Here is a 24,429-nt window from a genome sequence, read left to right as displayed (position 1 = left end):
GTCGCGATGACCGTCGTGACGACAACCGTGGTGGCGGCTTCCGTCGCGACGACCGTCCGTCCGGTGGTTTCAACCGTGACGACCGTGGTGGCGACCGCGGTGGCTTCCGCCGTGACGACCGCCCCTCCGGCGGCTTCCGTCGCGACGACCGTCCGTCCGGTGGTTTCAACCGTGACGACCGCGGTGGTGAGCGTGGCGGCTTCCGCCGCGACGACAAGCCCCGCTGGAAGCGCAACGGCTGACGCCTGAGCGCCGTCTGACGAAGGCTCGGCCCTCACAGCACTCCGGTGCGGTGGGGGCCGAGCCCATTTCCGGCCGTTTCGCCCCTCCCGAGCCGGATGGCGGGAAACCGCCGGAGCCACACCCGGCGATACCCGATCGGTCCGCAGCCCCTCTCCGGCTATGCTCTGGGGTGAGCACCTGGAGGGCCATTAGCTCAATTGGCAGAGCAGCGGACTTTTAATCCGTTGGTTGTCGGTTCGAGTCCGACATGGCCTACCGCTCGCGGGCCGGGGGGAGCTTCCCCCGGGCCCGTGCCGAGCGCCCCGTCCGACTTCTTCGGACGGGGCGCTCGGCCGTTCCGGGGCCGTTCCGGGGCCGTTCCGGGGCCGTTCCGTGGCCGGTTCCCGTCCCGAAGCCCGGGAGCTGGGACCCGATCCGCCGTTCAGGGCGCCGGGGTCATATCAGTTCCATAGGCTCTGACCTGCGGATATGTCGATTGTTGGGGCTCTGGGCGGGTTAATTGGCGGGAGTCGTCCCCCGGATGACGTAGAGTTGGGTTCACCGACGCGGGGTGGAGCAGCTCGGTAGCTCGCTGGGCTCATAACCCAGAGGTCGCAGGTTCAAATCCTGTCCCCGCTACTCAGAACGAAGGCCCGGTTCCTCTTGGAACCGGGCCTTCGTCGTGTGCGGGGCCGTGTGCGGGACGCCGTCACCCCTTCGCACCGGCCCGCTCGCCGTACGCGGCCGCCTGCCGCCAGCCTGGAGGGGCGGGGCGCGACCGGGCGGCAGGAGACAGCGTGGTGGGGCTGGGCCGGCAGGGCAAGGACGGCGGCGCGGACGGCGCCGCCCGGCGGGTGGTGCGGATCCTGCCGGTGCTGCTGATCGTGCTGGGGACGCTCTTCGACCTCGCCACGCCGCCCAGCTTCACCGGATCCCCCTTCTTCACCGCTGCCCCGCTGATCGCCGCACCCCTGTTCACCCTCCGGGCGACCGCGCTGACCGGGATCGCCGCCTCGCTCGTGGTCGTTGGCCTGCACATCCACAACGGCACGACCTGGAAGGTGGAGGCGCTGACCGAGCTCGCGACGGTGCTGACCGTCTCCGTGCTGGCCCTGCTGATCAACCGGGTCGTACGGCGCAGCGGCGAGCGCCTCGCCTCCGCGCGCGGGATCGCCGAGGCCGTGCAGCGGGCCGTGCTGCCGACCCCGGCCGAACGGATCGCGGGGCTGCACGTCTGCGCCCGGTACGAGGCCGCGCAGGCCGACGCCTTCATCGGCGGGGACCTCTACGCCGTCCAGGACACCCCGTACGGCGTGCGGTTCGCGGTGGGCGATGTGCGCGGCAAGGGGCTGGGAGCCGTGGAGGCCGTCGCGGTGGTGCTGGGGGCCTTCCGGGAGGCGGCGGAGACCGAGCCGACCCTGGAGGGGCTCGCAGGGCGCCTGGAGCGGGCCCTGGCCCGGGAGGGGACGCGGCGGGCCGGCCTGGACGCGGTGGAGGGGTTCACCACGTGCGTGCTCGGCGAGATCCCGCCCGGCGCCGAACGGCTGCGGCTGCTGAACCGGGGCCACCCCGAGCCGCTGCTGCTGTACGCGGACGGCGGCCTGGCGGTACTGGCCCCGGCCGAACCGGAGCTGCCGCTGGGCCTGGGCGAGCTGGCGCCCGACGGGGCGTCCCGGCCGCAGGAGTGGCCCTTCCCGTCGGGCAGCACGCTGCTCCTCTACACCGACGGGCTGACCGAGGCGCGGGACGGTTCGGGCACCTTCTACGATCCGGCGGCCCGGCTGCGGGGGCGGGTCTTCCCGGGTCCGGACGAACTGCTCGGGGCGCTCAGCAGCGATGTGCGGCGGCACACCGGCGGGGGCGCGACCGACGACATGGCGCTGCTCGCCGTCGGGCGGGCGGGGGAGGGGCAGCCGGAGCGCAGGAGGACCGTCCCGGTGGTGCGCCGCGACGACGCCTGAACGGCGCTGTGACCCTGCGTGGCCGAAAGGGTGCGCTGGGCAAGGTGTCTGACGATGCGTCATCCGGCCGGTGTGGCTGAAGTGATGGGGGTGGAGCGGGCGGATTGCCCGAAGTTGCTCCCCGGTGAGGTGAATGCGGAGGCCAAAGCCGTTCGGGGCGTGGCCGATTGGTGTTAACGATCAGTCGCTTCGGCTTGGAATCATTCCCCTGCGTAGATTACCGTTCGATAACGCAGCGCGGTCGTCCCAGCCGTCGCAACGACGGCACCCGTGTGCGTTCTCGCTCATGAGGAGTGTGCCCCCGTGGCCTCCAACTCGCCTGCCCATGACGGCACAGACGTCCAGGAGACGCCCACCGCCGGAGCCTGGGCCGAGTGGAATCCCACGGAGGACTCCGCACGCCCCCTCCGGGGCAAGCACCGCGTCCTCAAGGCGCGCGGCGGACTCGCCCGCAGCTCCACCGTGCTCGGCGTCGGCGTGATCGCAGCGGTCGGCGCGGGTGGCATCGCCACCGCGCAGGACCGCCCCCAGGTCTCCATATCCATGCCCGACCTGCTCGGCGGTGGCGGCCACTCCGACTCCGCCGGCGACGCCGTGCGGACCGCCTCCGCGGCCGGCTCCGGCACCGCGGTCGCTGAGACCGCCGCGGTGCCGCAGCAGGGCGGCGACGCGGGCGAGGCGCTGCTCAACCGGATCCTCCTCCAGGCCGAATCGCAGCAGGACACCGACCAGGCCCAGGCCCGCGCGGACGCCGAGCGGACCGCGCGCGAGGCCGCCGCCCAGGAGGCCAGGACCCAGAAGGAAGCGGCCGACAAGGAGGCCGAGACGGCCCGGGCCGCCGCCGAGCAGGCAGCCGCCGCGGAGAAGGAAGCCGCGGAGAAGGCCGCCGCCGAGCAGACCGCCACCAAGGCCGCGGCGGGCGGTGGTTCCGGTTCCGGCTCGCAGTCGGCGGGCGGCTGGTTCCTGCCGACCTCCTCCTACACCCTCACCTCCCACTACGGGGTCGCCGGCTCCATGTGGTCCTCCGGCTACCACACCGGCCTCGACTTCGCCGCCCCCACGGGCACCCCCGTCAAGGCCGTGGGCAGCGGCAAGGTCATCTCGGCCGGCTGGTCCGGGGCCTACGGCTACCGGATCGTGCTCAAGCTCGACGACGGCACCGAGATCTGGTACTGCCACCTCTCCTCGATGTCCGTGACCTCCGGCTCCGTGGGCGCCGGCGAGACCATCGGCCGGGTCGGCGCGACCGGCAACGTCACCGGCGCTCACCTCCACCTCGAAGTCCGCAAGGGCGGCTCGACGGTCGACCCGCTGGCGTGGCTGGGCTCCAAGGGCCTCGACGTCTGACGGACGCACGGACGGCCTAGGTCGGGGAGGGCGACAGCTCCGGGGCCCTGGCGGCCGGTACGAAGACCCGTGCGGGCGCCGGGGCGGCGCCCTGCGGGGTCCGGCGCGGCGGGGGCAGCAGCTCCTCCAGCACGGCCGCCCGGGCCAGCGCGGGCGCGGCCGTCGCCCGGCGGCTCCAGAGCCGGTGGAGCAACTCGCGCTCCCGCTCGGCGAATTCAGGGTCCCCGCCGTCCGGGCCGGACTGCCGGGCGTGCCGGCGCAGCAGGGCGAGGGCGGCGGCGTCCGCCGTGTAGCGGGACACGGCGCGGGCGGCGGGGCGGCCTCCGGTGCGGCGGGCCAGGGCCCGCGCCAGGGAGCGGGCCGGCAGCGAAGCCAGGGCCGGCACCTCCGCCGGACCGAGCCAGCCCGCGGCGGCGTACACCGACAGCTCGGCGGCGACGGCCCGCAGCCGACCGCGCCGGACCCGCACGGCCAGCCACAGCAGCAGCGCGAACGCCGGGACCATCACGCAGCCGTAGACCACGTAGAAACCGTACTCACCGAAGTGCGAGGAGCCGTTCCACAGCGCGTGGGCGCCCATGGCGAGGGCCAGGCCCAGCAGGGGCAGCCCGGTCCTGTGCGCACGGCGGGCGGTGAGCGCGGCGGCGCCGAAGCCGAGGCCCGTGAGCACCGTGAAGAGGGGGTGCGCGAACGGGGAGAGCACGACCCGCACGAAGAACGTCGCCGCCGTCACGGAATCCAGCGCACGGGTGCCGTTGGCCAGGTCCTCCTCGAAGGCGTTGCCCAGGTAGAGGATGTTCTCGGTGAAGGCGAAGCCGGTGGCGGTGAACCCGGCGAGCACGATCCCGTCGGCGGCGCCGGTGAACCGCCGTCTTCGGAAGACGAACACCAGGAGCAGGGCGGCGGCCTTCGCGCTCTCCTCCACCACCGGGGCGATCGCGACGGAGCCGAGGCGGTCGGCGGCCAGGGGGTCGGTGGAGGCCGCGGCCATCCACTCCGTGGCGTAGCTGTTGGCCAGTATCGCGATCAGCGCCGCGGTGCAGGCCCCCCAGCCGAAGCAGAACAGCGACTGCCGCCAGGGGCCCGGCGCGGCCCGGCCGACCCACCGGAACGCCGCCATCAGCAGCGGCACCGGCAGCAGGGCCAGGCCGAGGCCCACGAAGAACCCGGCCGTGCCGGTCTGCTCCCGCACGAGTTCCAGGATGGTGACCCCGGTGGCGGTGAGCAGCGTGCCGAGCACGCACGTACGGGCCGTGCCCGACGGGCGTGCGAGCACACGGGAGAGCGCTCGGTACACATGATGACCCTACCGAGCGGGTCGGACACTCCGAGTGACGTTTGTCAGTTCTTGGAGTCAGGTTCGACTGCCGGTTCGACCTGGTCGGCGCCCCGGCGGGCGAAGAGGAGGTCGTGGACCACGTGGCCCTTGTCCAGGCCCTGGCCCTCGAACCGGGTGAACGGCCGGAACTCGGGCCGCGGCGCGTAGCCGCCGTCGGCCTGGGTGTTCACGAACTCCGGGTGGGCGCTGAGGACTTCGAGCATCTGCTCGGCGTAGTCCTCCCAGTCGGTCGCGCAGTGCAGCACGGCCCCGGGCGCCAGGCGGGTGGCGGCCAGGTCGAGGAACTCGGGCTGGATCAGGCGCCGCTTGTGGTGGCGGGCCTTGGGCCACGGGTCCGGGAAGTACACGCGCATCCCGGCGAGGGAGGCGGGCGGGAGCATCTCGCGGAGCAGGATGATCGCGTCGCCGTTCGCCACGCGGACGTTGGTGAGGCCGCCGCGCTCCGCGAGGGCGAGGAGGTTGCCCTGCCCGGGGGTGTGCACGTCGGCGGCGAGGATGCCGGTGGCGGGGTCGGCCGCGGCCATCTGGGCGGTGGCCTCGCCCATGCCGAAGCCGATCTCCAGGACGACCGGGAGTCCGTCGAACAGCTTGTCGAGGTCGATCACCCCGTGCCCGTCGATGTCCAGGCCCCAGGTGCCCCACAGCCGCTTCAGCGCCTCGCCCTGGCCGGTGGTGACCCGGCTGCGGCGCGGCTGGAAGCTGCGGATCCGGCGCTCGTGGTGCGAGCCGGCGGGGTCGGGCGCGGGACCGTCGGGGAACCGCGGCTCGGTGCGCCACTTGGGCGGCGTGTACGCCTCCGGCGGGGAGTCGGGGAGGCTCGGCTGGGGGTTCAGGGGCTCAGACACAATGCGGCGATTCTACGTCGCGTGCGGGTGGCGCTGCCGCTGCGCGGGGCTTGGGTCCCCTACCCGCCCTTCGCCCGTTCCCCGGGCTGCGCCCGGACCCCTCCTGGGGGCTCCGCCCCCAGACCCCCGCGCCTCAAACGCCGGCGGGGCTGAAATCAGCCTCGCCGGCGTTTGAGGCGAACGGGGTCAGGGGCGGAGCCCCTGGGAACGGTGGAAGGGTGGGTAGGGGACCCGCTCCGCGCAGCGGCCCACCGACCCGCACCCGACCACCGGCCACCCAACCCGGCCCCGCCCCCGGTCCGACGGCCGGAGGCTGTCGCAGCGGCGCGAAGCCGGGGAGGCCCGCCAGGGCCGAGCCGCGCGAGCGGCGCGTCAAAAAGGCGGCGGCGCGTTCAGGAAAGGTGCGCCAGGGCGCGCCCCGCGATCTCCCGCCCGATCGGCAGCGAAGCAGTGGCCGCCGGCGACGGCGCGTTCAGGACGTGGACCGTGCGCGGCGCCTCGCGGATGAGGAAGTCGTCGACGAGGGTGCCGTCCCGCAGCACCGCCTGCGCGCGGACGCCCGCCGTCGCGGGGGTGAGGTCCGCCTCCGTGACGGCCGGCAGCAGGCGGCGTACGGCCTCCGTGAAGGCCCGCTTCGACAGGGAGCGGTGGATCTCGCCCGCCCCGTACCGCCAGTGCCGTCCGGCCATCCGCCAGGATCCCGGCCAGGCCAGCTCCGTGGCGATGTCCCCCGGCCGGACCGTGCCCCAGCCGTAGCCCTCGCGGGCCAGCGCGGGGACGGCGTTCGGGCCGACGTGGACCCCGCCGCCGATGCCCCGGGTCAGGTGGACGCCGAGGAAGGGGAACGCCGGGTCGGGCACCGGGTAGACCAGGCCCCGGACCAGGTCCGGGCGGGTCAGGTCGTGGTACTCGCCGCGGAAGGGGATGATCCGCATGCCCGGGTCGTCACCGGCCAGGCGGGCGATCCGGTCGCAGTGGAGCCCCGCGCAGTTGATCAGGACGCGGGAGCGGAACACCCGGCCCGAGGTGGTGCGGACCGCCACCGCGGAGGACCGGCGGGAGATCAGGTCCACCTCCGCGCCGTAGACGATCTCGGCCCCGGACTCCTTGGCGAGCCGCGCCGCGACCTGCCCGTAGTCCACGATCCCGGTGGTGCCGACGTGGATCGCGGCGAGGCCCTGGACGTGCGGCTCGTACTCCGTGATCTGGGCCGGTCCCAGCTCGCGCACCGGGATGCCGTTCTCCCGGCCGCGCTGGACGAGGGAGTGCAGCCGCGGCAGCTCCGACCGCTCGGTGGCGACGATCAGCTTGCCCGTCACCTCGTGCGGGATGCCGTGCTCGGCGCAGAACTTGACCATCTCGGCGGCCCCGGCCACCGCGAAGCGCGCCTTGAGCGATCCCGGGCGGTAGTAGATGCCGCTGTGGATCACCCCGCTGTTGCGGCCCGTCTGGTGCCGGGCCGGAGCGGCCTCCTTCTCCAGCACGGTCACCCGGGTACCCGGGGCCAGCCGTGACAGGGCATGGGCTGTCGACAAGCCGACGATCCCGCCACCGATCACCAGCACGTCGCACTCCACGCTGACACCTCCCACCCCTGCATACTGCACCCCACCACCGACAACCGGGCTACGCGGGGGCCACCAGAAGCGGCCGTGCCCGTTCCCGCAGCTCCACGACCCGCGGTTCGTCCCCGTACGGTTCGAGCCTGTGCAGCAGGTCGCGTACGTACTCGGTCGTCCGCGCCGAGGAGATCCGGCCCGCGACCTCCACGGCCCGGGTCCCGGCCGCGCACGCCGCGTCGAGGTTGCCCGACTCCAGCTCCGCGACCGCGCTCACCACCAGCCGCAGCCCGTGCGAGCGAACGTACTCCTCCGTCGGGCGGGACAGTGCCTGCTCCGTGAAACGGCGTACCTGGCGCGGGAGTTTCAGGTCCCGGTAGCACTCCGCCGCATCCGCCGCGAAACGGTCGTACGAGTAGAAACCCAGCCAGGTCGGGTCGGGGTCGCCCTCCCGCGAGCGCTCCAGCCAGCCCTCGGAGGCCCGCAGCGCCGTCCCGGCGGCCGCCGAGTCGCCCGCCTTCGCGTGGGCCCGTGCCTCGACCAGGCGGAAGAAGCTCATCGTGCGGGCGGTGGCGAGGCCGCGGTTGCGTTCGACGGCGGCCTGCGCGAGGTCCACGCCCTCGTCGGGGAAGTCCCGGTAGGTCGCCTGGAGGGACATCGAGGCCAGGACGTACCCGCCGAGCGGGACGTCGGCGGCTGCCCGGGCGAGGCGCAGCGCCTGGATGTAGTAGCGCTGGGCGGCCTCCTGCTGGCCGGTGTCGAAGGCCATCCAGCCGGCCAGCCGGGTCAGTTCGGCGGTCGCCCCGAAGAGGGCGCGCCCCACCTCGTCGGTGTAGGAGCCGAGCAGCAGGGGCGCCGCGTCCACCCGGAGGCACTCGGGCACCATCGACGAACGCCAGTCCCCGCCGCCGTACTTGGAGTCCCAGCGGCGGGCGTCCTCGGCGGCCTCGCGCAGCTTCGCCACGTCGCTGTGGCCCACGCGCTGCGGGGAGGCGGCCGACGGGGCGGGGGCGGCCGGCGGGGCGGTTTCGGGTCCGGGCTGGGCGGGCACAACGCCCAGCGCGGGGGTTTCCGGCGCCCGCCGCGGCGGGGCGGCGGCGGCCGTGCCGGACGCCGTGCCGGTCGTCTCGGGGGCGGGGTCCGGGGCGCCCGCGGGGCCCGGTTCGCGGGCCACCGAGCTGTCGGCCGGAGATATCAGCCAGCGCGAGGCCGGCGTCGCGTACGCCGACACCGAGAACGAACCCGCGAGGGACTGCCAGATCCCGCCACCGCCGCGCCGCCCCGCCAGGTCCAGCCGGTACAGGTCGGTCGCCGAGCGCACCGCCGCCCCGATGTCGCGGGGGAAGGCCAGCCCGACCTCCGGCGCCGGATCGGCGTCCGCCAGCCCGATCTCGTGCAGCGGGACCGGCCGGCCCAGCTTCGCCCCGATGGCGGCGGCGATCAGGTGCGGGGCCGCGCCCTGGGGCACCATCCCCTTGGACACCCACCGCGCCACCGACGTCTTGTCGTACCGGAGCGTCAGACCGCGCTGCGCGCCGAGGTCGTTGACCCGCCGGGCCAGCCCGGCGTTGCTGATGCCCGCGAGGGCGAGGACGGCGCCGAGCTTCTCATTGGGCTCGCGGAGCTCCCTGGACATGCGCCACCCCTCGTCACACGCGGAACGCAGACGCCGCCGGGGCATAGGCACCCGGCATTTCGTAAACCCAGCGTAGTTCCCCGCCTCCCAAGCGTTAAGGCCCCGACTTCCGTATGGCGGGATTGTTGTCCGTGCGCACAGTGCGCCCGGGGGTCGTGCCCCGGGCGCACGTGTCAGCTCGTGCTCCGGCCGTGTGGCCGTGCGCCCGGCCGTGCGCTCTGGCCGGTCCCGGGGCCCGGCGATTCGATGTGCGGTGCGTGGGTCGGCCCGCCGCGTGGATCCGGTGGGCCGGGGGATGCCGCTGCCTCAATCCCCGCGGGTGGCGGAACGGTCCGGGAGGTGGGAGACGCCTCCCGGACCGCGCCCCGCGGCCTTCCCGGGCACCCCGCGCGAGGGCCCGTACCGGCCCTCAGTACGGCCGAAGAATGGCCGAAACCGACCTATGGGGCGGTGGGAACGGAACGCCAAATACCGCGTGGCCGGGGCGTGTTCGTTTACATGTGCGCCCCCCGAAGCCACTCTCGCACGCCCTTCTCGTGGCAGCATGGACCCCGAGCCACCCGGGGTCCCGCCGGCCGCGCCCTCCAAGCGCCGACGCACGCCGACGCACGTTGTCCGTGCCGTCCCGGCCGTCCGTTGCCCCGGTCATGTGCCCACGGGCTGGGGGAGGCGGCGGTGCGCTGGTTGGTCGGGTGGAGCAGTATCGCCGCGAGCTTCGGCACGGCAGGACGGGTCCCGTCCGGCCCCGGCACCGGCCACGACGGCCCCGGCTCCCCGTACGGCCGCGGGCCCCACCCCGAACCGCCGCAGCACGGCGGCATCGCCGACGCCGCGTACGCCGACGACCCCGCCGCCCAGGACGCCGAACGCACCGTCCACCCCGTCGGCGCCCAGCTCCTGTGGGGCGACCCCGACCCCCTCTGGGCCGTCGGCGACTGGCGCCCCGACGAGATCCGCACCGTCACCGCCGACCCCGCGGACCCCTTCACCCGCCTCGCCGTCCTCGGCTGCTGCGGCGCCACCGACGCCGAACTGCGCCGCGCCCTCTACGCCGCCCGCGGCGGCGCCCTGCGCCACCTCACCGAATGGCCCGGCAGCTACACCGCCGTCGTCCAGGCCGGCCGCCGCATCACCGTCCTCGGCGACCTCGCGGGCGCCCGGCCCGTCTTCTACACCCCCTGGGCCGGCGGCACCGCCTACGCCACCGCCGCGCTCCCGCTCGCCGACCTCATCGAGGCGCAGCTCGACGTCGGCCACCTCGCCGCCCTCCTCGCCTGCCCCGACAGCCCCGAGGCGCTGGGCGACGGCACACCGTACGAGGGGGTCCGGCGCATCCCGCCCGGCCACACGCTGATCCTCCGCGAGGGCTCCCGGGAGATCACCGGCTACGAGCCGGTGGCCTCCCTCGCCGTCGCCGCCCCCGAAGCCGACCCCGAACGGGCGGTGGAGGGCGTACGGGAAGCGTTGACCGCCGCGGTGCGCGCCCGGCTCACGGCACCGCGGCATGCTCCCGAGACCCTGCTCCCCGACCCCGGACCCGTGCCCGGAATGGGCCCCGCCGACCGGCGCGCGGCCCGCGGCGCCCCCGCGCCGGGCGTCGGGGCCGACCTCTCCGGCGGCACCGCCTCCGCGACGCTCGCCCTCCTCGCCGCAGGCCTCCCCGGCGCCCCCGGCACCCTCCAGGGCTCCGGCTCACGGCTCCTCGCCGTCACCTTCAACGACCTCGCCACTCCCCAGGGCCGCGAGGGCGAACTCGAACGCGCCCACGCCCTCGCCGCCGACCCCCGCCTCCACCACGTCGTCGTGGCCGCCGCCGGCGAAGCCCTCCCGTACGCGGAACTCGACGGCCCGCTCACCGACGAACCCGGCCCCTCCCTCGTCTCCGCCGCCCGCGAGCGCCGCCGCCTCGCCGCCGGCTCCGCCGACCACTTCACCGGACACGGAGCCCGCCGCGTCCTCGACGCGCACCCCGCCCGCATGGCCGACCTCCTCCTCGACCGCAGGCGCCGCCACCTGCTGCGCCCCGTCGCCGCCCTCGCCCGCTCCGCGCCCGCCGACCCGCTGCTGGTCCCCTTCTCCGTATACTCGGCCGCCCGCCGCCTCGCCCGTACGCCGTACCGCGCGGGCATGGAGGCCGCCGCGGCCCGGCTCCGCGAGGGCGGCGCGGCCGTCGCCGCAGCCTCCGGGCCGGTCGACGCCTCGCTCGCCGCCCTCACCTGGTCCCGGCCCGGCCCCGCCGCGGGCTGGCTCACCGGCGAAGCCCTCGCGGAAGTATCGATCCGGCTCCGGGCCGCCGCCGGTCGCCCCCCGCTCTCGCTGCGCCCCGGCGAGGCCCGCGCCCGCGCCCTGCTGGCCCGGCACGCCGCCGACCACCGGGTCTTCGAGCAGGCCGTCGAGGTCCGCAGCCAGCGCCTGCACGCCCCGTTCCTCGACAACCAGGTCGTACGGGCCGCGCGCGCCCTGCCGGAGTCCCTGCGCGTACAGCCCGGGGCCCGCGCCGAGATCCTGCGCAGCGTCCTGGCCTCCGCCGGGGTGCGCGAACTCCCGCCCGGCTGGGGCGCCACCGCCCACACCCCGAACGAGACCGCCACCCGACTGGGGCTGCGGGCCGCCCTCACCTCCCTGCTGGCCCTCTTCACGACACCGCTGCTCGCGGACGCGGGCCTCGTCGACGCCCGGGTGGTGCAGCAGGCGCTGATCGACGCGGCGGAGGGGCGGCCGGTGCCGCTCGACGGGCTCGCGGAACTCGTCTCGATGGAACTGTGGCTCCGCCGCCTCCTGGCCCGCCGCGGCACCTGCTGGACCGGCACCTCCACCCCCCGCCGCCGCGCGGTCCCGCCCCTGGACACCCCCCTCCCCCGCCTGCCCCCCAGAGCCCTCCCGGCAGGCCGCTGACCCGCCACATCCAGCCCCGGGAACTCCAGCCCCGCCGCACCCTCCAGCCCCGGCAGCCTCCAGCCTCGCCGCACCCTCCAGCCCCGCCGGCGTTTGAGGCGCGGGGTCTGGGGCGGAGCCCCAGGGAACGGTGGAAGGGCGGGTAGGGGACCAGCCCCGCGCAGCGGCACCCCGCAGCCCCCGCCCGCGCAGCCGCCGCCCGCGCAGCCGCCCCGGCCCGCCCGCCCAGGCCCCGCCACAAGGACCCCGCCACAGGGCCCCGCCCCCGAAAACCCCCATCCACCCCGGCCAGGGGCAAGGCAGAATTGCCCGGTGCGCTACCAGATCCTCGGCCCCACCCAGGCCCACGACGACACCGGCGCCCCCCTCGCCCCCGGCGGCCCCCGCCTCCGCGCGCTCCTCACCGCCCTCGCCCTCCGCGCCGGCGCCCCGGCCGCCGCCTCCGTCACGGACCTCGTCGACGAGGTCTGGGGCGACGACCCGCCCCGGGACGCCCCCGCCGCCCTCCAGGCCCTCGTGGCCCGCCTGCGCCGCACCCTCGGCCCGGGCAGGCTCACCACCGACCCCGCCGGCGGCTACCGCCTCACCGCCGCCCGCGACGACGTCGACCTGCACCGCTTCACCCGCCTCGCGGCCCTCGGCGCCGAGCAGCTCGCCACCGACCCCGCCACCGCCGCCGGCACCCTCCGCGAGGCCCTCGCCCTGTGGCGCGGACCCGCCCTCGCCGACCTGCCCGAGCCCGCCCGCACCGCGTACGCCGCCGCCTCCGAGGCCCGCCGCGCCCGCGCCGAGCGGGACCGCATCGAGGCCGACCTGCGCAGCGGCGCCACCGCCCCCGCCGCACTCCTGCCGGAGATCGAGGCGCTGATCCACGAGCACCCGTACGAGGAACCACTGCGCGCCCAGCAGCTCCGCGCCCTGCGCGCCGCGGGCCGCCCCGCCGACGCCCTCGCCGCCTACGGGCGCACCCGCCGCGAACTCGCCGACGGCCTCGGCACCGACCCCGGCCCCGAGCTGCGCGCCCTGCACGCGGAGCTGCTCCGGACCCCGCCCCCGCCTCCGTCCGCGCCACCGCAGCCCCGCGGCAACATCCGCCCCCGGCTGACCTCCTTCGTCGGCCGCGAGCCCGAACTCGCCGCCCTCGCCGCCGACCTGGACCGCGTACGCCTCGTCACCCTCACCGGCCCCGGCGGCTCCGGCAAGACCCGCCTCGCCGAGCACGCGGCCGCCGCCCGGCCCGACTCCGGCTGGATCGTCGAACTCGCCCGCCTCGACAGCCCCGCCGCCGTCCCCGGCGCCGTCCTCAGCGCCCTCGGCCTGCGCGAGAACAGCCTCGTCGCCCGCGAGAAGACCACCGCCGACGTCGACCCCGCCACCGCCCTCGTCGAGCACTGCGCGCACCGCCGGCTGCTCCTCGTCCTGGACAACTGCGAGCACGTCATCGGTGCCGCCGCCGAACTCGCCGAACGGCTCCTCACCCACTGCCCCGGCGTCCGGATCCTCGCCACCAGCCGCGAGCCCCTCGGCGTGCCGGGGGAGTTCCTGCGCCCCCTCGAACCGCTGCCGCCCGGCCCCGCGCACCGCCTCTTCGCCGACCGTGCCGCGGCGGCCCGCCCCGGCTTCGGCCCCGGCGACGACCCGGACGCCGTCGCCGAGATCTGCGCCCGCCTGGACGGCCTGCCGCTCGCCATCGAGCTCGCCGCCGCCCGGCTGCGGCTGCTCACCCCCCGCCAGATCGCCGACCGGCTCGACGACCGCTTCCGGCTCCTGACCGGCGGCGCCCGCACCCTCCTGCCCCGCCAGCAGACCCTGCGCGCCGTCGTCGACTGGTCCTGGGACCTCCTCGACACCGCCGAGCGCACCGTCCTCGCCCGGCTGTCCGTCTTCGCCGGCGGCTGCGACCTGGACGCCGCCGAGGCCGTCTGCGCGGACCCCGCCACCGGGGACGCCACCGATGGCACCGATGTCGCCGACATCATGGCGGCCCTCGTCGACAAGTCCCTCGTCGGCGCCGACCCCGACCCCGACGGCATGCGCTACCGCCTCCTGGAGACCATCCACGAGTACGCCGCCGAACGCCTCGCCGAGGACCCCGCCGACGCCCGCGCCACCGCCCGCCGGCACGCCGCGCACTACCTCGCCCTCACCGAACGGGCCGAACCGCTGCTGCGCTCCGCCGCCCAGCTCCCGTGGATCCGCCGGGTCGAGACCGAGCTCGACAACCTCCGCTCCGCCCTCCACACCGTCATCGAGGGCGAACCGGAAGCCGCCGACACCGAGACCGCCCAGCGCATGCTGGCGGGCCTCGGCTGGTTCTGGTGGCTGCGCGACTACCGGACCGAGGGAGCCGACTGGACCGCCCGGATCCTCGCCCGGATGCCCGTCGGACCGCCCGAGGGATCCCCGGGCTACTGGCCCTACATGCGGCTGCGGATGCTCCACATCTTGCTGCTCGCCGAGAGCAGCGGCGCCGAGCAGTTCCGTACGCCCGAGCACCGGGTGGAGGCCGGCCGCCTCAAGGAGGTCTTCCGTCACGGCTCCCCGGAGACCACCCGCTTCCCCGGCATGCTCTGGCCCGCGATCTGCTTCCTCACCGGCGACGTCGAGAACTTCCACCGGAGCATCGACGAGTCCATCGCCAACTGCCGCCGCCACGCCGGGGACTGGGAACTGGCCGTCCCCCTGCTGATGCGCACCCACTTCGCCATCGACATGACCGGCGGCATGTCCACCGTGGACGCGGACCTCGCCGAGCTCGACGCGATCGCCCGGCGCATCGGCGACCGCTGGATCCGCGCCCAGGTGGCCAGCGCCGCGGGCGAGGCGGCCCTCTCCCGCAGCCAGTACGCCGGCGCCCGCGCCGCCTACGAGGAGTGCCTGCGCCTGGCACGGGAGGTCGGCGCCCGCATCGAAGCGCCCTTCGCGATCGCCCGCATCGCCGAGACCGAGTACTGCGCGGGGCACTACGACGCCGCCGAGAAGCTCCTCGCGGAGGCCGACCGCGAGGCCGACGAGCAGGGCGGGGTGTACGACGTGAACACCTACAGCCGGTTCCTGTCCGCCACGCTCGCCCTCCGGCGGGGCGACCTCCACCGTGCCCGCACCGAATCCGCGGCCGCCCGCACCGCCGCCGAACGGATCAACGTGCCCGCCCAGTTCACCGCCGGGCTGGACCTCATCGACAACGTGCTGGACGCCCGCGAGAAGGGCACGGCAGCGGGCCTGGCCGGGATCGGCCCGACCTTCGCCGGGGCCGTGGCCACGCACTGCGCGGAGCGCGTCCTGGCGGGCATCGCCGAGACGGCGTCACTGTTCCTCGCCGACGCCGGCCGTCACGCGGAGAGCGTACGCATCCTCGCGGCGGCCACCGCCTGGCGCGCGGGCCATCCCCGCTCGGTCCCGGAGGAGGCCGCCCTGGAGGGGCTCCCGGAGCGCACCCTCGCCGCCCTCGGCGCGGCCGGCCGGGCCCGGGCGGAGGCCGAGGGCCGGACCCTGACCCCGGCGGAGGTCGTCGTCCTGCTCGGCGTCAGCGGCAGCTGATCACCGCGTCGGCCCAGCTGCCCAGCGTCGGCAACTGCCCCGGCCCGGCCTGCTCCACCACCAGCCGCAGCTTCGAACGCCCGGCCAGCGACACCTCGACCGGCACCGGGGCGTCGTCGTACCCGAGGGCGCCCGAACGCCACAGCCGCTGCCCGTCGCCGTAGACGGAGAACCGCAGCTTCCCGTCGGTCGGCAGCGACAGCCCGTCCACCCCGGCCCGCGCCGAGAAGCCCGTGCACTGCCGGTTGAGGGTGATCTCCACCGAGGAGCGGGAGTGCACGGTGATCCCCTGCCCGAACCGCTGCCCGCCCACCACCAGCCCCCACCGCTGCCACACCCAGCTGCTGCGCCAGGTCTCCAGCTCGGGACCGGTGTGCCCGCCGACCGCGGAGTGCCCGAGCCCGGCGAGCGGGAACCCCTGCGCCGGCTGCGGCACGGGCACCGGCGGCGGTGTCGTCGGCCGGGGCCGCGTGGGCGACGGCGTCGGGGAGGGCTTCGGCCGCGGGCTCGCCGGAGCGGACGGCGGCGCGGCCGTCGGAGCCGGCGCCGAGGACGCGGGAGCCGACGGCGCCGCGCTGCGCCGGGGCGGCACCGACCCCCGCGCGGCCGGCGACGGAGCCCCCGGCGGCACCGGCTCCGGTGCGGCGGACACGGGCGGCGCGGGCACCTCGGGCGCCACCGGGGCCACCACTCCGGGCGCGGGCCCGGCCTGCGGCTCGGGCTCGTCCCCGGTCAGCGCGAACACCACCCCGGCGGCAGCGGCGACCGCCAGCCCGGCGGCGATGGCGGCCTTGGCCGGCAACCCCAGCCCCTCGGAAACGACCGCACCCCCGGCCCCGGCCCCACCGGACCCGGCACCCGCCCCCGCCCCGGCGGCACCCGTCCCGGCCCCGGCGGCCCCCGCACCTGCCCCGGCGGCACCGGCGCCCGTCCCGGCGGCCCCCGCCCCGGCTCCGGCCGACGACCCGCCCACCGCCGCAGCGGCAGCCCCCGCACCCCCGGCGGCGACGGCCCCGCCGGCCACCACCCCGGCCGCCTTGGCGGCGTACCCGGCGGCGAACCAGCCGATGACCGCCACCGGCAGCAGCGCGGGAATGCCCGCGTTGACGTCCTTCAGCTCCCCGGCGGCCAGCCGGCACTTGGCGCACTCCTCCAGGTGCTTGCGCAGCCCCCGCTCCGCCCGCATCCGCAGCCCGCCCCGGGCGTACGCGCCCAGCCGGTCCGCGTACCGGGCGCAGTCGCCGCCCGAACTGAGCGCGGAACTCACGTGGGCCTGGAGGTAGGCCTGTTTGAGGCCCTCCCGGGCCCGGGAGGCGAGTACCGCCGTCGCGTTGGCGCTCAGCCCGAACAGCGGGGCGATCGCACTCGGGGAGGACTCCTCGACGGTGGTGTGCCACAGCACGGCCTGCCACCGCTCGGGCAGGCTCCGGAAGGCCTGCATCGCGAGCGACCGCTCGGCCTCGTGCATCGCCCGCACATCGGCGCCCAGTTCGAGGGTGTCGTCCCCGGACAGCGCGCCGGCGCTCTCCGCACCCACGGCCGCCTGCTCCGCGAACACCGCGAAGTCCTCGACCAGATGCTCCCGCCGGGCGGTCTTCGCCCAGGCCGCGGCGACCCGCCGCACGGTGGTCAGGAGATAGGCCCGCACCGAATGGTCCGGCCCGGCCCCGCCCCGCACCGCCTGCAGCGTCCGCGCGAACACCTCGGCGGTCAGGTCGTCGGCGGTGTGCCCGTCCCGGCAGCAGGTCCGCGCGTAGCGCCGTACCGCGTCGGCGTGCCGGCGGAACAGCTCCTCGTACGCCCCGTCGTCGCCACCCCGCATCCGGGCGACCAAATCGGCGTCGGACACGGGGAGTTCGCCACCCGGTGTACCGGATGCGGCGTGCCGGCCGCCAGGTTCGCGCTGGGCCGGGACCTGCCGGGCGGGCAGGCTGCCCGCTCCGGCCTCGCCGCCGGTGCCGCCGACGCCACCGAGGGACTCGTCCCGCCCGTCACCGCTCATCGCGGAAGCCTCCGCACGACACACTCGAACCGGTACACCGATCCAGCCTGTCACACGGCGGTGGCCCCCCGGGGCCCTCTCCGCGCCATCCACCCGTCTGGGGACGGCCCGGCGAACCGCCGGACCGATCCTCACCCCTTCGGGCGACCTGCCGTTCGTGGACACCCGTTGACGAACCGGTCCCCACCCCTGCGGGGACCGGCCCGCCGACGGTTCGGCACGGCGCCCCGGACGAGCCGGGGCGCCGCCCCGCGCCTACCGGGAGCGCAGACCTTCGAGCAGGATGTCCAGCAGCCGGGCCGAAGCCGCGGCCTGCTGGGCCGGGTCGGGCAGCGCGGGCGCGGCGGTCGCTATCACCAGCAGCACATCGGCCACCGTGACGTCGGTCCGCAGCTCACCCGCCTCCCGCGCCCGGTCGACCAGCCGGCCGACGACCTCCAGCAGCGCACCCGCTCCGGCGTCCTCGGACGGCTCGTCCTCGGCCGGGGTCCGCGCGCCCACGACGCGCAGCTCGGCCGTACCGCCCGCGGCGGCCTGGCGCTGGTGCGGCACCCGGGCCGCGGCCTCGTCCGCCTCCTCGGCGGCCGCGCCGACCCGCAGTACCTGCGGCGGCAGCAGCCGGCCCGCGCCGGAGGCCACGGAGGTCCGCAGGAAGCGCGACAGCGCCTGCCACGGCTCCTCCTCCTGGCCGAGGGCGGACTGGGCCTGCTCGGTCAGCCGGGCGGTCTCCTCCTCGGCTATCCGCCGGACCAGTACGTCCTTGCTCGGGAACCGCCGGTAGACGGTGCCGACGCCGACCCGCGCGCGCCGTGCCACGTCCTCCATCGGAGCCCCGTAGCCCAGCTCGCCGAAGACCTCCCGGGCCGCCCGCAGGACGTGCTCCAGGTTGCGCTGGGCGTCGACGCGCAGCGGCGTGGAACGGCCCACGCCGTGGGTGGTCGAACCCGCCATCACGCGACCGCCGGTCTCCGCGGACAGAGCGGTGACAGAGCCATGGAAATCGGAAATGTTCATATGTATCCCCCGGTAATCACTTGTCTCCCCCCGGAGACACTCCCCGCCTTCGTGTCGAGGGGGGCCACGGTCATGAGGGCCCTGGTCCTACATCCTCGACGAGATACGAACATAGTTGAGCCAGAGTCAATTCAGAAGAGGCAGCCCCCGACCGAGCACCGCCCGATCGGAGCATTCACCGCCACTTTTCCGCCGCAACTCCCCGGAATCACCCCTTCCGGAGCCCTGACCTGCGCACTTTTAACGTGACCCGGATCTCCTGACGGGCTGGTCACGCCACCCCCACCTGTCACACAATTTGCCGGGGCTGTGGACAAACTCCCGGCCACGTTGCGTCATGGGATGGTGAAGGCTGCTAACTCGCGGGGCGACGACCCCGGTACCCCGCCCCGCACGCGCATCCTCGTCGTCGGCGGCGGCTACGTCGGCATGTACACCGCCCTGGGCCTCCAGCGGAAGCTGAGATCCGGAGAAGCCGAGGTCACCGTGGTGACCCCCGAGCCCTACATGACGTACCAGCCCTTCCTCCCGGAAGCAGCCGCCGGCGCCATCTCGCCCCGGCACGTCGTGATCCCCCTGCGCCGCGTCCTCGACCGCTGCCGCATCGTCATCGGCGAGGCCCGGAGCATCGACCACGCCAAACGGACCGCCACCGTCACCACCCTCGCCACCACCGAGGAGGGCACCGGCGGCATCGAGATCGAATACGACGAACTCGTCCTCGCCCCCGGCTCCGTCTCCCGCACCCTCCCGGTCCCCGGGCTCGCCGACTACGGCATCGGATTCAAGACCGTGGAAGAGGCCATCGGCCTGCGCAACCACGTCATCGAACAGATGGACATCGCCTCCTCCACCCGCGACCCCGCAATCCGCGACGCCGCCCTCACCTTCGTCTTCGTCGGCGGCGGTTTCGCCGGCGTGGAGGCGCTCGGCGAACTGGAGGACATGGCCCGGTACGCCGCCCGCTACTACCACAACGTCAAGCCCGAGGACATGAAATGGGTGCTGGTCGAGGCCAGCGACCGGATCCTCCCCGAGGTCGGCCCCGAAATGGGCGTCTACACCGTCCGCGAACTGCGCAGCCGCAATATCGACGTCCGCCTCGACACCCGCCTCGAATCCTGCGAGAACCGCGTCGCCGTCCTCAGCGACGGCTCCCGCTTCCCCACCCGCACCATCGTCTGGACCGCCGGCGTCAAACCCCACCCCGTCCTCGCCGCCACCGACCTCCCCAAGAACGAACGCGGACGCCTCAGCTGCACCTCCTTCCTCACCGTCGAAGGGGTCGAACACGCCTGGGCCGCCGGCGACGCCGCCGCCGTCCCCGACATCACCGCCGGCGAACCGGGCCGCGAATGCGCCCCCAACGCCCAGCACGCCGTCCGCCAGGCCAAGCAGCTGTCCGACAACCTCGTCGCCGCCCTGCGCGGCGAAGTCCTCACCGAGTACGCCCACAAGTACGCCGGCTCCGTCGCCTCCCTCGGCCTCCACAAGGGCGTCGCCCTGCTCTACGGCCGCAAGCTCAAGGGCTACCCCGCCTGGTTCATGCACCGCGCCTACCACCTCAGCCGCGTCCCCACCTTCAACCGCAAAATGCGGGTACTCGCCGAATGGACCCTCGCGGGACTCTTCAAACGCGAGATCGTCTCCCTCGGATCCCTCGAACACCCCAGGGCAGAATTCGAACTCGCCGCGGGCGGCGGCCACCGGCACCACCCGCCCAGGCCCGCCCCCGAACCCCCGAAGGACGATCAGGGCTGACGTTGTCAGTGCCGTCGGCCACACTGGACGTGTGACCATAGGTGGGCTCACGCCTGCACACAGTGACATCCACCGAGTGAAAACACCGATCGGCACCGATCGGCACTGACCGGACACCACTCACCCAGCGACACCGTCCAGCGCCCGACCCCAGGGGCACCTCCCGGCACCGCCGGGAGGAAACACCGCGACCACTTGCGACACCACGAGGCTTGAACGCAGTGAACTTCACGCGCTGGAGCGCCCGCTTCCCCGGCACGCGCCGCGCCGCCGCCCGGAACGAGCACGCCGCGGCCCAGGCCAAACGCGGTGAGGGCTCCGTCCCGGCAGCCCGCGGCGCCGCCCACCCTGCCGCGCCCCCCGAAGGAAGCCCCGCCGACGCCACCGTCCGCGGCACCGGCACGGCGCCGATCCCCGCCGCGCCCGCCCTCGACGAGCTCCCCGTACGGGAAGTCCTCGGCCTGCTCCCGGCCCTCGTCGCCCTCGTCCACGGCCCCGACCACCGCGTCGCCTACGTCAACGACGCCTACACCGCCGGCTTCGGCCCCCGCACCACGGGCGCCCCCGCCCGCGAAGCCCTCCCCGAACTCGGCGAGCTCGGCCTCCTCGAACTCCTCGACCAGGTCCAGCGCAGCGGCAAGCCCCGCACCGCCAAGAACCGCACCGCCCCCGGCGGCGGCAGCTCGTACACCGTCACCTGCACCCCCGTCGAGTTCCCCAAGGCCGCCGCCGACGGCGAAACGGACCCCGAACACACCGGCATCCTGGTCCACCTCGCCGACGTCACCGACCACGCCGAAGCCGTCGACCGCCTCCGCGCCAGCGAACGCCGCCAGCGCGAGGCCGCCGTCACCCTCCAGCGCTCCCTCCTGCCCCAGGAACTGGAACAGCCCGACGACCTCCGCGTCGCCGCCACCTACCAGCCCGGCGGCACCGAAGCGGCCGTGGGCGGCGACTGGTACGACGTCATCACCCTCGGCGCCGGCCGCACCGCCCTCGTCATCGGCGACGTCATGGGCCGCGGAGTCCGCGCCGCCGCCGTCATGGGCCAGCTCCGCACCGCCGTCCGCGCCTACGCCCGCCTCGACCTGCCCCCGCACGAGGTGCTCCAGCTCCTCGACGGCCTCGCTGCGGAGATCGACGCCAGCCAGATCGCCACCTGTGTCTACGCCGTTCACGACCCCAACGAAGGACTCCTGGCCTACGCCTCCGCCGGACACCTCCCCATCCTCGTCCGCGACGAGGACGGCACCGTACGCCGCGCAGCCGACCCCACCGGCCCGCCGCTCGGCACCGGCGGCTGGCTCCACAGCTCCGGCACCATCGCCCTCGGCCCCGGCTCCACCGCCGTCCTCTACACCGACGGCCTGGTCGAACGCCGCGGCGAGGACATCGACGAAGGCGTCGCCGCCCTCGAACGCGCCCTCGCCGGCGCCCAGGGCACCCCCGCGATCATCTGCGACCGCCTGATGCGTGCCCTCGGCGTGGACGCCGACCACGACGACGACGTCGCCGTGATGGTCCTCCAGCAGCCCGCCCGCACCGGAGTGGACGCCGAGCTCTTCCACAACGCCGCCCTCGAACTCCTCGGCGGCGTCGAGGCGGCCCCCCGCGCCCGCGCCTTCGCCCAGGGCGTCCTCAGCTCCTGGCGCTTCCCCGTGGAGCTGTGCGACCTCGGCGTCCTGGCCGCGAGCGAGCTCGTCGCGAACTCCCTCCAGCACGGCACCCCGCCCATGCGGCTCCGCCTGCGCCGCACCGACCGCCGCCTGATCGTCGAGGTCACCGACGGGGACGACCACCTCCCGCGCCGCCGCCGCGCCGAGCCCGCCGACGAGACCGGCCGCGGCATCTCGATCATCGCCACCATCGCCTCCGCCTGGGGCTCCCGCCGTACCCCCGGCGGCGGCAAGGCCGTCTGGTGCGAATTCGCCCTGCCCGACAAGTAGCCGCACGCACGAGAGGGCCCGGTCCACGGACCGGGCCCTCACCTCACGCACTCACGCACGCGCCACCTACGCCGACACCGGCTCGGTGACCCCCTTCGCCTCCGCACCGGACCCGGCTCCCTGCGCCACGACCCGGCTCAGCGACGGCCGGTCCTGCCCCGCGGACAGCTGCCGGCCCAGCCGCAGCGCCAGCACCGAGATCCCGAGCGACACGAGCACGAACACCCCGATGTAGAGCATCGGAATCCCCGCACCCAGCGGCACGCCCAGCGGCCCGAGCGCCAGCGCCATCTGCTTCACCAGGGCGAACGCCGAGTTGTACTGCCCGACCGAACCCTCGGGGGCCAGATCGGCCACCAGCGGGGCCAGCGTCGGCGACAGCATCGCCTCGCCGATGCCGAACAGCGCGTACGTGGTGATGAACGCGGCGGCGGCCATCATCGCGCTGCCGTGCCCCAGCCCCGAGAACCCGGCGATCAGCCACGCCACGGTCCAGATCAGCCCGACCAGCGCGATGACCCGCGACCGGCGGCGCTTCTCGACCAGCTTCAGCACGACGAACTGCGCCACGACGATCGCACCCGTGTTGGCGGCGAGCGCGAACCCGAGCGTGGACGGGGAGATCCCCGCGGCCTCGGTGCCGAAGGCCGCCAGACCCGACTCGAACTGCCCGTAGCAGGCGAAGAACAGGACGAACCCCAGCACGCACAGCTGCACCATCGCCTTGTGCCGCAGCAGCCGCTTCCAGCCACCGCCCGCCGGAGCCGCGTCCTTGGCCATCGCGTCGCTGATGTTCTGCACGTGCGGCATCCGCACGGTGGCGATCACGACCGCCAGCACCAGGAACATCACGGCCTCGATGCCGAACAGCAGGGTGAAGCTGCCCGGACGGCTCTCGTCGACGATCTGGCCGCCGACGAGCCCGCCGATGCCCAGACCCAGGTTCTGCATGAAGAACTGCAGGGCGAAGGCCCGCGTCCGGGTCGACGGCGTCGAGCACCACACGATCATCGTGGCCAGCGCCGGCTGCATCACGGCCTGACCGGCGCCCAGCGCCAGCGCGGACAGCAGGATCGGCACGACGCCGGTGGAGAGCCCGAGCGCGAGCGCGCCCACCGAGGCGGCGACGGCCGCACCCATGACCACGGGGACGGGCCCCCGCCGGTCGATGACCCGGCCGGTGAAGGGCAGCGCGACGAGAGCACCCAGGGCGAACGCCACGAACGCACTCGTGGCCGCCATGGAACCCAGACCCCGCACCTGCGCCACATAGATGTAGAGGAACGGAACCGTGAAACCGATGCCGAACGCGGTCAGCGCGTTCCCGGCCTGGATCCGCCGCATCGCAGCGCCCATCACCTTGGTCACTTCTCACCTGCCTTGAGAGCCGAAGACTGAAGACTTCAGAACTTCATACCTAAACTTCGATGCTTAACTCTACACATCGAAGGAGTTAGATGCCAACGGGTTCGTGCGATACTTCGGACCATGGCTGACACCCCCGACGGCGCGGCGCCCGTCCAAGAGCCGAGCCTCGACGAGCAGATCGCCGTCTACCAGCGCGAGTTCCAGGACCTCGACCCCCAGGTCGAGAAGGTGGTCTCGGCGCTGAGCCGGCTGAACCGCCGCATGAACGTCGCGTACGGCCGCCAGACCGCGGCCCTGGGCATCAGCAACGCGGAGTGGGAGGTCCTCAAGGCCCTCGTCATCTCCGGGGCGCCCTACCGGATGGGCCCGAGCGAGCTCGCGAAGCAGCTGGGCCTGACGCCGGCCGCGATGACCCACCGGATCGACCGCATGACGGCGGAGGGCCTGGTCACCCGCGAACGCGACGAGTCCAACCGGGTCCGCGTGATCGTGGAGCTGACGGACGAGGGCCGCAGCAAGTGGCTGGACGCGATGCGCGCGGCCACGGTTTTCGAGGAGGACCTCCTCCAGGACCTCTCCACGGCGGAGCGCGGAGTACTGGGGGACATGCTCACCCGCCTCCTGGACCGCGTCGAGGAGCTCCAGTCCCGCGCCTGACGGGCCCTGACCTCCCGGGTTGACACGCCCCTCGCAGATCCGTAAGGTTCTCCGAGTTGCCCCGGAGCCGGAAGGTTCCGGAGTCAACGAATCCCGCCGCCTCGTAGCGGCAACCTACTCAGCACGAACTCCCACAGGGAACGAATTCGGCATGTCCGAATTCATTTCCGAAGGCCCGATTATCGGTTGCCGGGGAAATCCGCTAGAGTTCAGGTGTCGGAAGGGCCCAACAGCCCGGAGGACAAACCCCGCTGACTGGGGGTCAGGCCCGAAAGGATCTGATAGAGTCGGAACCGCCGGAAAGGGAAAGCGCGAAAGCGAAGGACCTGGAAAGCAA

General features: G+C 74.7%; 14 protein-coding genes, 2 tRNA genes and 1 pseudogene. 10 read left to right on the top strand and 7 right to left on the bottom strand.

Annotated features, from left to right (window positions below):
* The 5 genes and pseudogenes from ACIPW5_RS17035 to ACIPW5_RS17015 all read left to right on the top strand — a co-directional run.
* Nucleotides 1–242 (top strand): annotated as a pseudogene (locus tag ACIPW5_RS17035) (RNA helicase); the annotation flags it as partial.
* 183 nt (nt 243–425) lie between these two features.
* Nucleotides 426–498, top strand: a tRNA-Lys gene (locus tag ACIPW5_RS17030).
* Nucleotides 499–787: 289 nt separating this feature from the next.
* Nucleotides 788–861, top strand: a tRNA-Met gene (locus ACIPW5_RS17025).
* Between the two features lie 158 nt (nt 862–1,019).
* Nucleotides 1,020–2,183 carry a PP2C family protein-serine/threonine phosphatase gene (locus ACIPW5_RS17020; protein ID WP_401245398.1) on the top strand — a complete coding sequence of 388 codons (1,164 nt, stop codon included), beginning with the start codon at nt 1,020–1,022 and terminating at the stop codon, nt 2,181–2,183.
* Between the two features lie 303 nt (nt 2,184–2,486).
* Nucleotides 2,487–3,530, top strand: coding sequence for a M23 family metallopeptidase (locus ACIPW5_RS17015; RefSeq protein ID WP_401245396.1), 1,044 nt, complete (start codon nt 2,487–2,489; stop codon nt 3,528–3,530).
* Between the two features lie 16 nt (nt 3,531–3,546).
* On the opposite strand, the gene ACIPW5_RS17010 is transcribed toward ACIPW5_RS17015, so the two are convergent.
* The 4 genes from ACIPW5_RS17010 to ACIPW5_RS16995 all read right to left on the bottom strand — a co-directional run bounded on the left by ACIPW5_RS17010 (nt 3,547) and on the right by ACIPW5_RS16995 (nt 8,909).
* The gene (locus ACIPW5_RS17010; protein WP_401245394.1) at nt 3,547–4,827 is read right to left on the bottom strand and encodes a PrsW family intramembrane metalloprotease; all 1,281 of its coding nucleotides are present in this window, start codon (nt 4,825–4,827) and stop codon (nt 3,547–3,549) included.
* Nucleotides 4,828–4,871: 44 nt separating this feature from the next.
* Complete coding sequence (trmB, locus tag ACIPW5_RS17005) at nt 4,872–5,702, bottom strand: tRNA (guanosine(46)-N7)-methyltransferase TrmB (protein ID WP_401245804.1); 831 nt, start codon at nt 5,700–5,702, stop codon at nt 4,872–4,874.
* A gap of 404 nt (nt 5,703–6,106) precedes the next feature.
* Entirely contained in the window at nt 6,107–7,321 is a 1,215-nt protein-coding gene (gene lhgO, locus ACIPW5_RS17000; protein ID WP_401245392.1) for an L-2-hydroxyglutarate oxidase, read from the bottom strand.
* 19 nt (nt 7,322–7,340) lie between these two features.
* A complete protein-coding gene (locus ACIPW5_RS16995) occupies nt 7,341–8,909 on the bottom strand; it encodes a sporulation protein (protein ID WP_401245390.1) in 1,569 nt (522 codons plus the stop codon).
* Between the two features lie 675 nt (nt 8,910–9,584).
* On the opposite strand from ACIPW5_RS16995, the gene ACIPW5_RS16990 reads away from it, so the two are divergent.
* Together ACIPW5_RS16990 and ACIPW5_RS16985 are read left to right on the top strand one after the other, a co-directional pair.
* Nucleotides 9,585–11,804 (top strand): asparagine synthase-related protein, encoded by a 2,220-nt coding sequence (locus tag ACIPW5_RS16990; protein ID WP_401245389.1) that lies wholly within the window; start codon nt 9,585–9,587, stop codon nt 11,802–11,804.
* Between the two features lie 312 nt (nt 11,805–12,116).
* On the top strand, nt 12,117–15,344 hold the full coding sequence (locus tag ACIPW5_RS16985; protein ID WP_401245387.1) for a BTAD domain-containing putative transcriptional regulator: 3,228 nt from the start codon (nt 12,117–12,119) through the stop codon (nt 15,342–15,344).
* Here ACIPW5_RS16985 and ACIPW5_RS16980 read toward each other — a convergent pair.
* Nucleotides 15,331–17,346: a sigma-70 family RNA polymerase sigma factor gene (locus ACIPW5_RS16980; RefSeq protein WP_401245385.1), complete on the bottom strand. Its 2,016-nt coding sequence runs from the start codon at nt 17,344–17,346 to the stop codon at nt 15,331–15,333. The two genes, ACIPW5_RS16985 and ACIPW5_RS16980, sit on opposite strands and share 14 nt — an antisense overlap.
* Before the next feature lie 255 nt (nt 17,347–17,601).
* Nucleotides 17,602–18,360 carry a TetR/AcrR family transcriptional regulator gene (locus tag ACIPW5_RS16975; RefSeq protein ID WP_401245383.1) on the bottom strand — a complete coding sequence of 253 codons (759 nt, stop codon included), beginning with the start codon at nt 18,358–18,360 and terminating at the stop codon, nt 17,602–17,604.
* Between the two features lie 342 nt (nt 18,361–18,702).
* On the opposite strand from ACIPW5_RS16975, the gene ACIPW5_RS16970 reads away from it, so the two are divergent.
* Both ACIPW5_RS16970 and ACIPW5_RS16965 read left to right on the top strand, forming a co-directional pair.
* Nucleotides 18,703–20,121: an NAD(P)/FAD-dependent oxidoreductase gene (locus ACIPW5_RS16970; protein WP_401245381.1), complete on the top strand. Its 1,419-nt coding sequence runs from the start codon at nt 18,703–18,705 to the stop codon at nt 20,119–20,121.
* 221 nt (nt 20,122–20,342) lie between these two features.
* Complete coding sequence (locus ACIPW5_RS16965) at nt 20,343–22,067, top strand: SpoIIE family protein phosphatase (RefSeq protein ID WP_401245802.1); 1,725 nt, start codon at nt 20,343–20,345, stop codon at nt 22,065–22,067.
* A gap of 66 nt (nt 22,068–22,133) precedes the next feature.
* On the opposite strand, the gene ACIPW5_RS16960 is transcribed toward ACIPW5_RS16965, so the two are convergent.
* Entirely contained in the window at nt 22,134–23,423 is a 1,290-nt protein-coding gene (locus ACIPW5_RS16960) for an MFS transporter (protein WP_401245801.1), read from the bottom strand.
* A 132-nt stretch (nt 23,424–23,555) separates the two neighbouring features.
* Between ACIPW5_RS16960 and ACIPW5_RS16955 the strand changes: the two genes are divergently transcribed.
* Complete coding sequence (locus ACIPW5_RS16955) at nt 23,556–24,092, top strand: MarR family transcriptional regulator (RefSeq protein WP_362473565.1); 537 nt, start codon at nt 23,556–23,558, stop codon at nt 24,090–24,092.
* Nucleotides 24,093–24,429 lie beyond the last annotated feature (337 nt).

Origin of the sequence: Streptomyces sp. NPDC090077 (assembly GCF_044747545.1) — a bacterium.
Taxonomy (GTDB): domain Bacteria; phylum Actinomycetota; class Actinomycetes; order Streptomycetales; family Streptomycetaceae; genus Streptomyces.
Note: the sequence above shows the minus strand (reverse complement) of the source record. Positions and strands in the feature narration are given on the sequence as shown.

Excerpts from the sequence above, each read along its gene's own strand:
- ACIPW5_RS16995 (WP_401245390.1), bottom strand. The coding sequence starts at position 8,909 with ATGTCCAGGGAGCTCCGCGAGCCCAATGAGAAGCTCGGCGCCGTCCTC.
- ACIPW5_RS16980 (WP_401245385.1), bottom strand. The coding sequence starts at position 17,346 with ATGAGCGGTGACGGGCGGGACGAGTCCCTCGGTGGCGTCGGCGGCACC.
- ACIPW5_RS16975 (WP_401245383.1), bottom strand. The coding sequence starts at position 18,360 with ATGAACATTTCCGATTTCCATGGCTCTGTCACCGCTCTGTCCGCGGAG.
- ACIPW5_RS16970 (WP_401245381.1), top strand. The coding sequence starts at position 18,703 with ATGGTGAAGGCTGCTAACTCGCGGGGCGACGACCCCGGTACCCCGCCC.
- ACIPW5_RS16960 (WP_401245801.1), bottom strand. The coding sequence starts at position 23,423 with ATGGGCGCTGCGATGCGGCGGATCCAGGCCGGGAACGCGCTGACCGCG.
- ACIPW5_RS16955 (WP_362473565.1), top strand. The coding sequence starts at position 23,556 with ATGGCTGACACCCCCGACGGCGCGGCGCCCGTCCAAGAGCCGAGCCTC.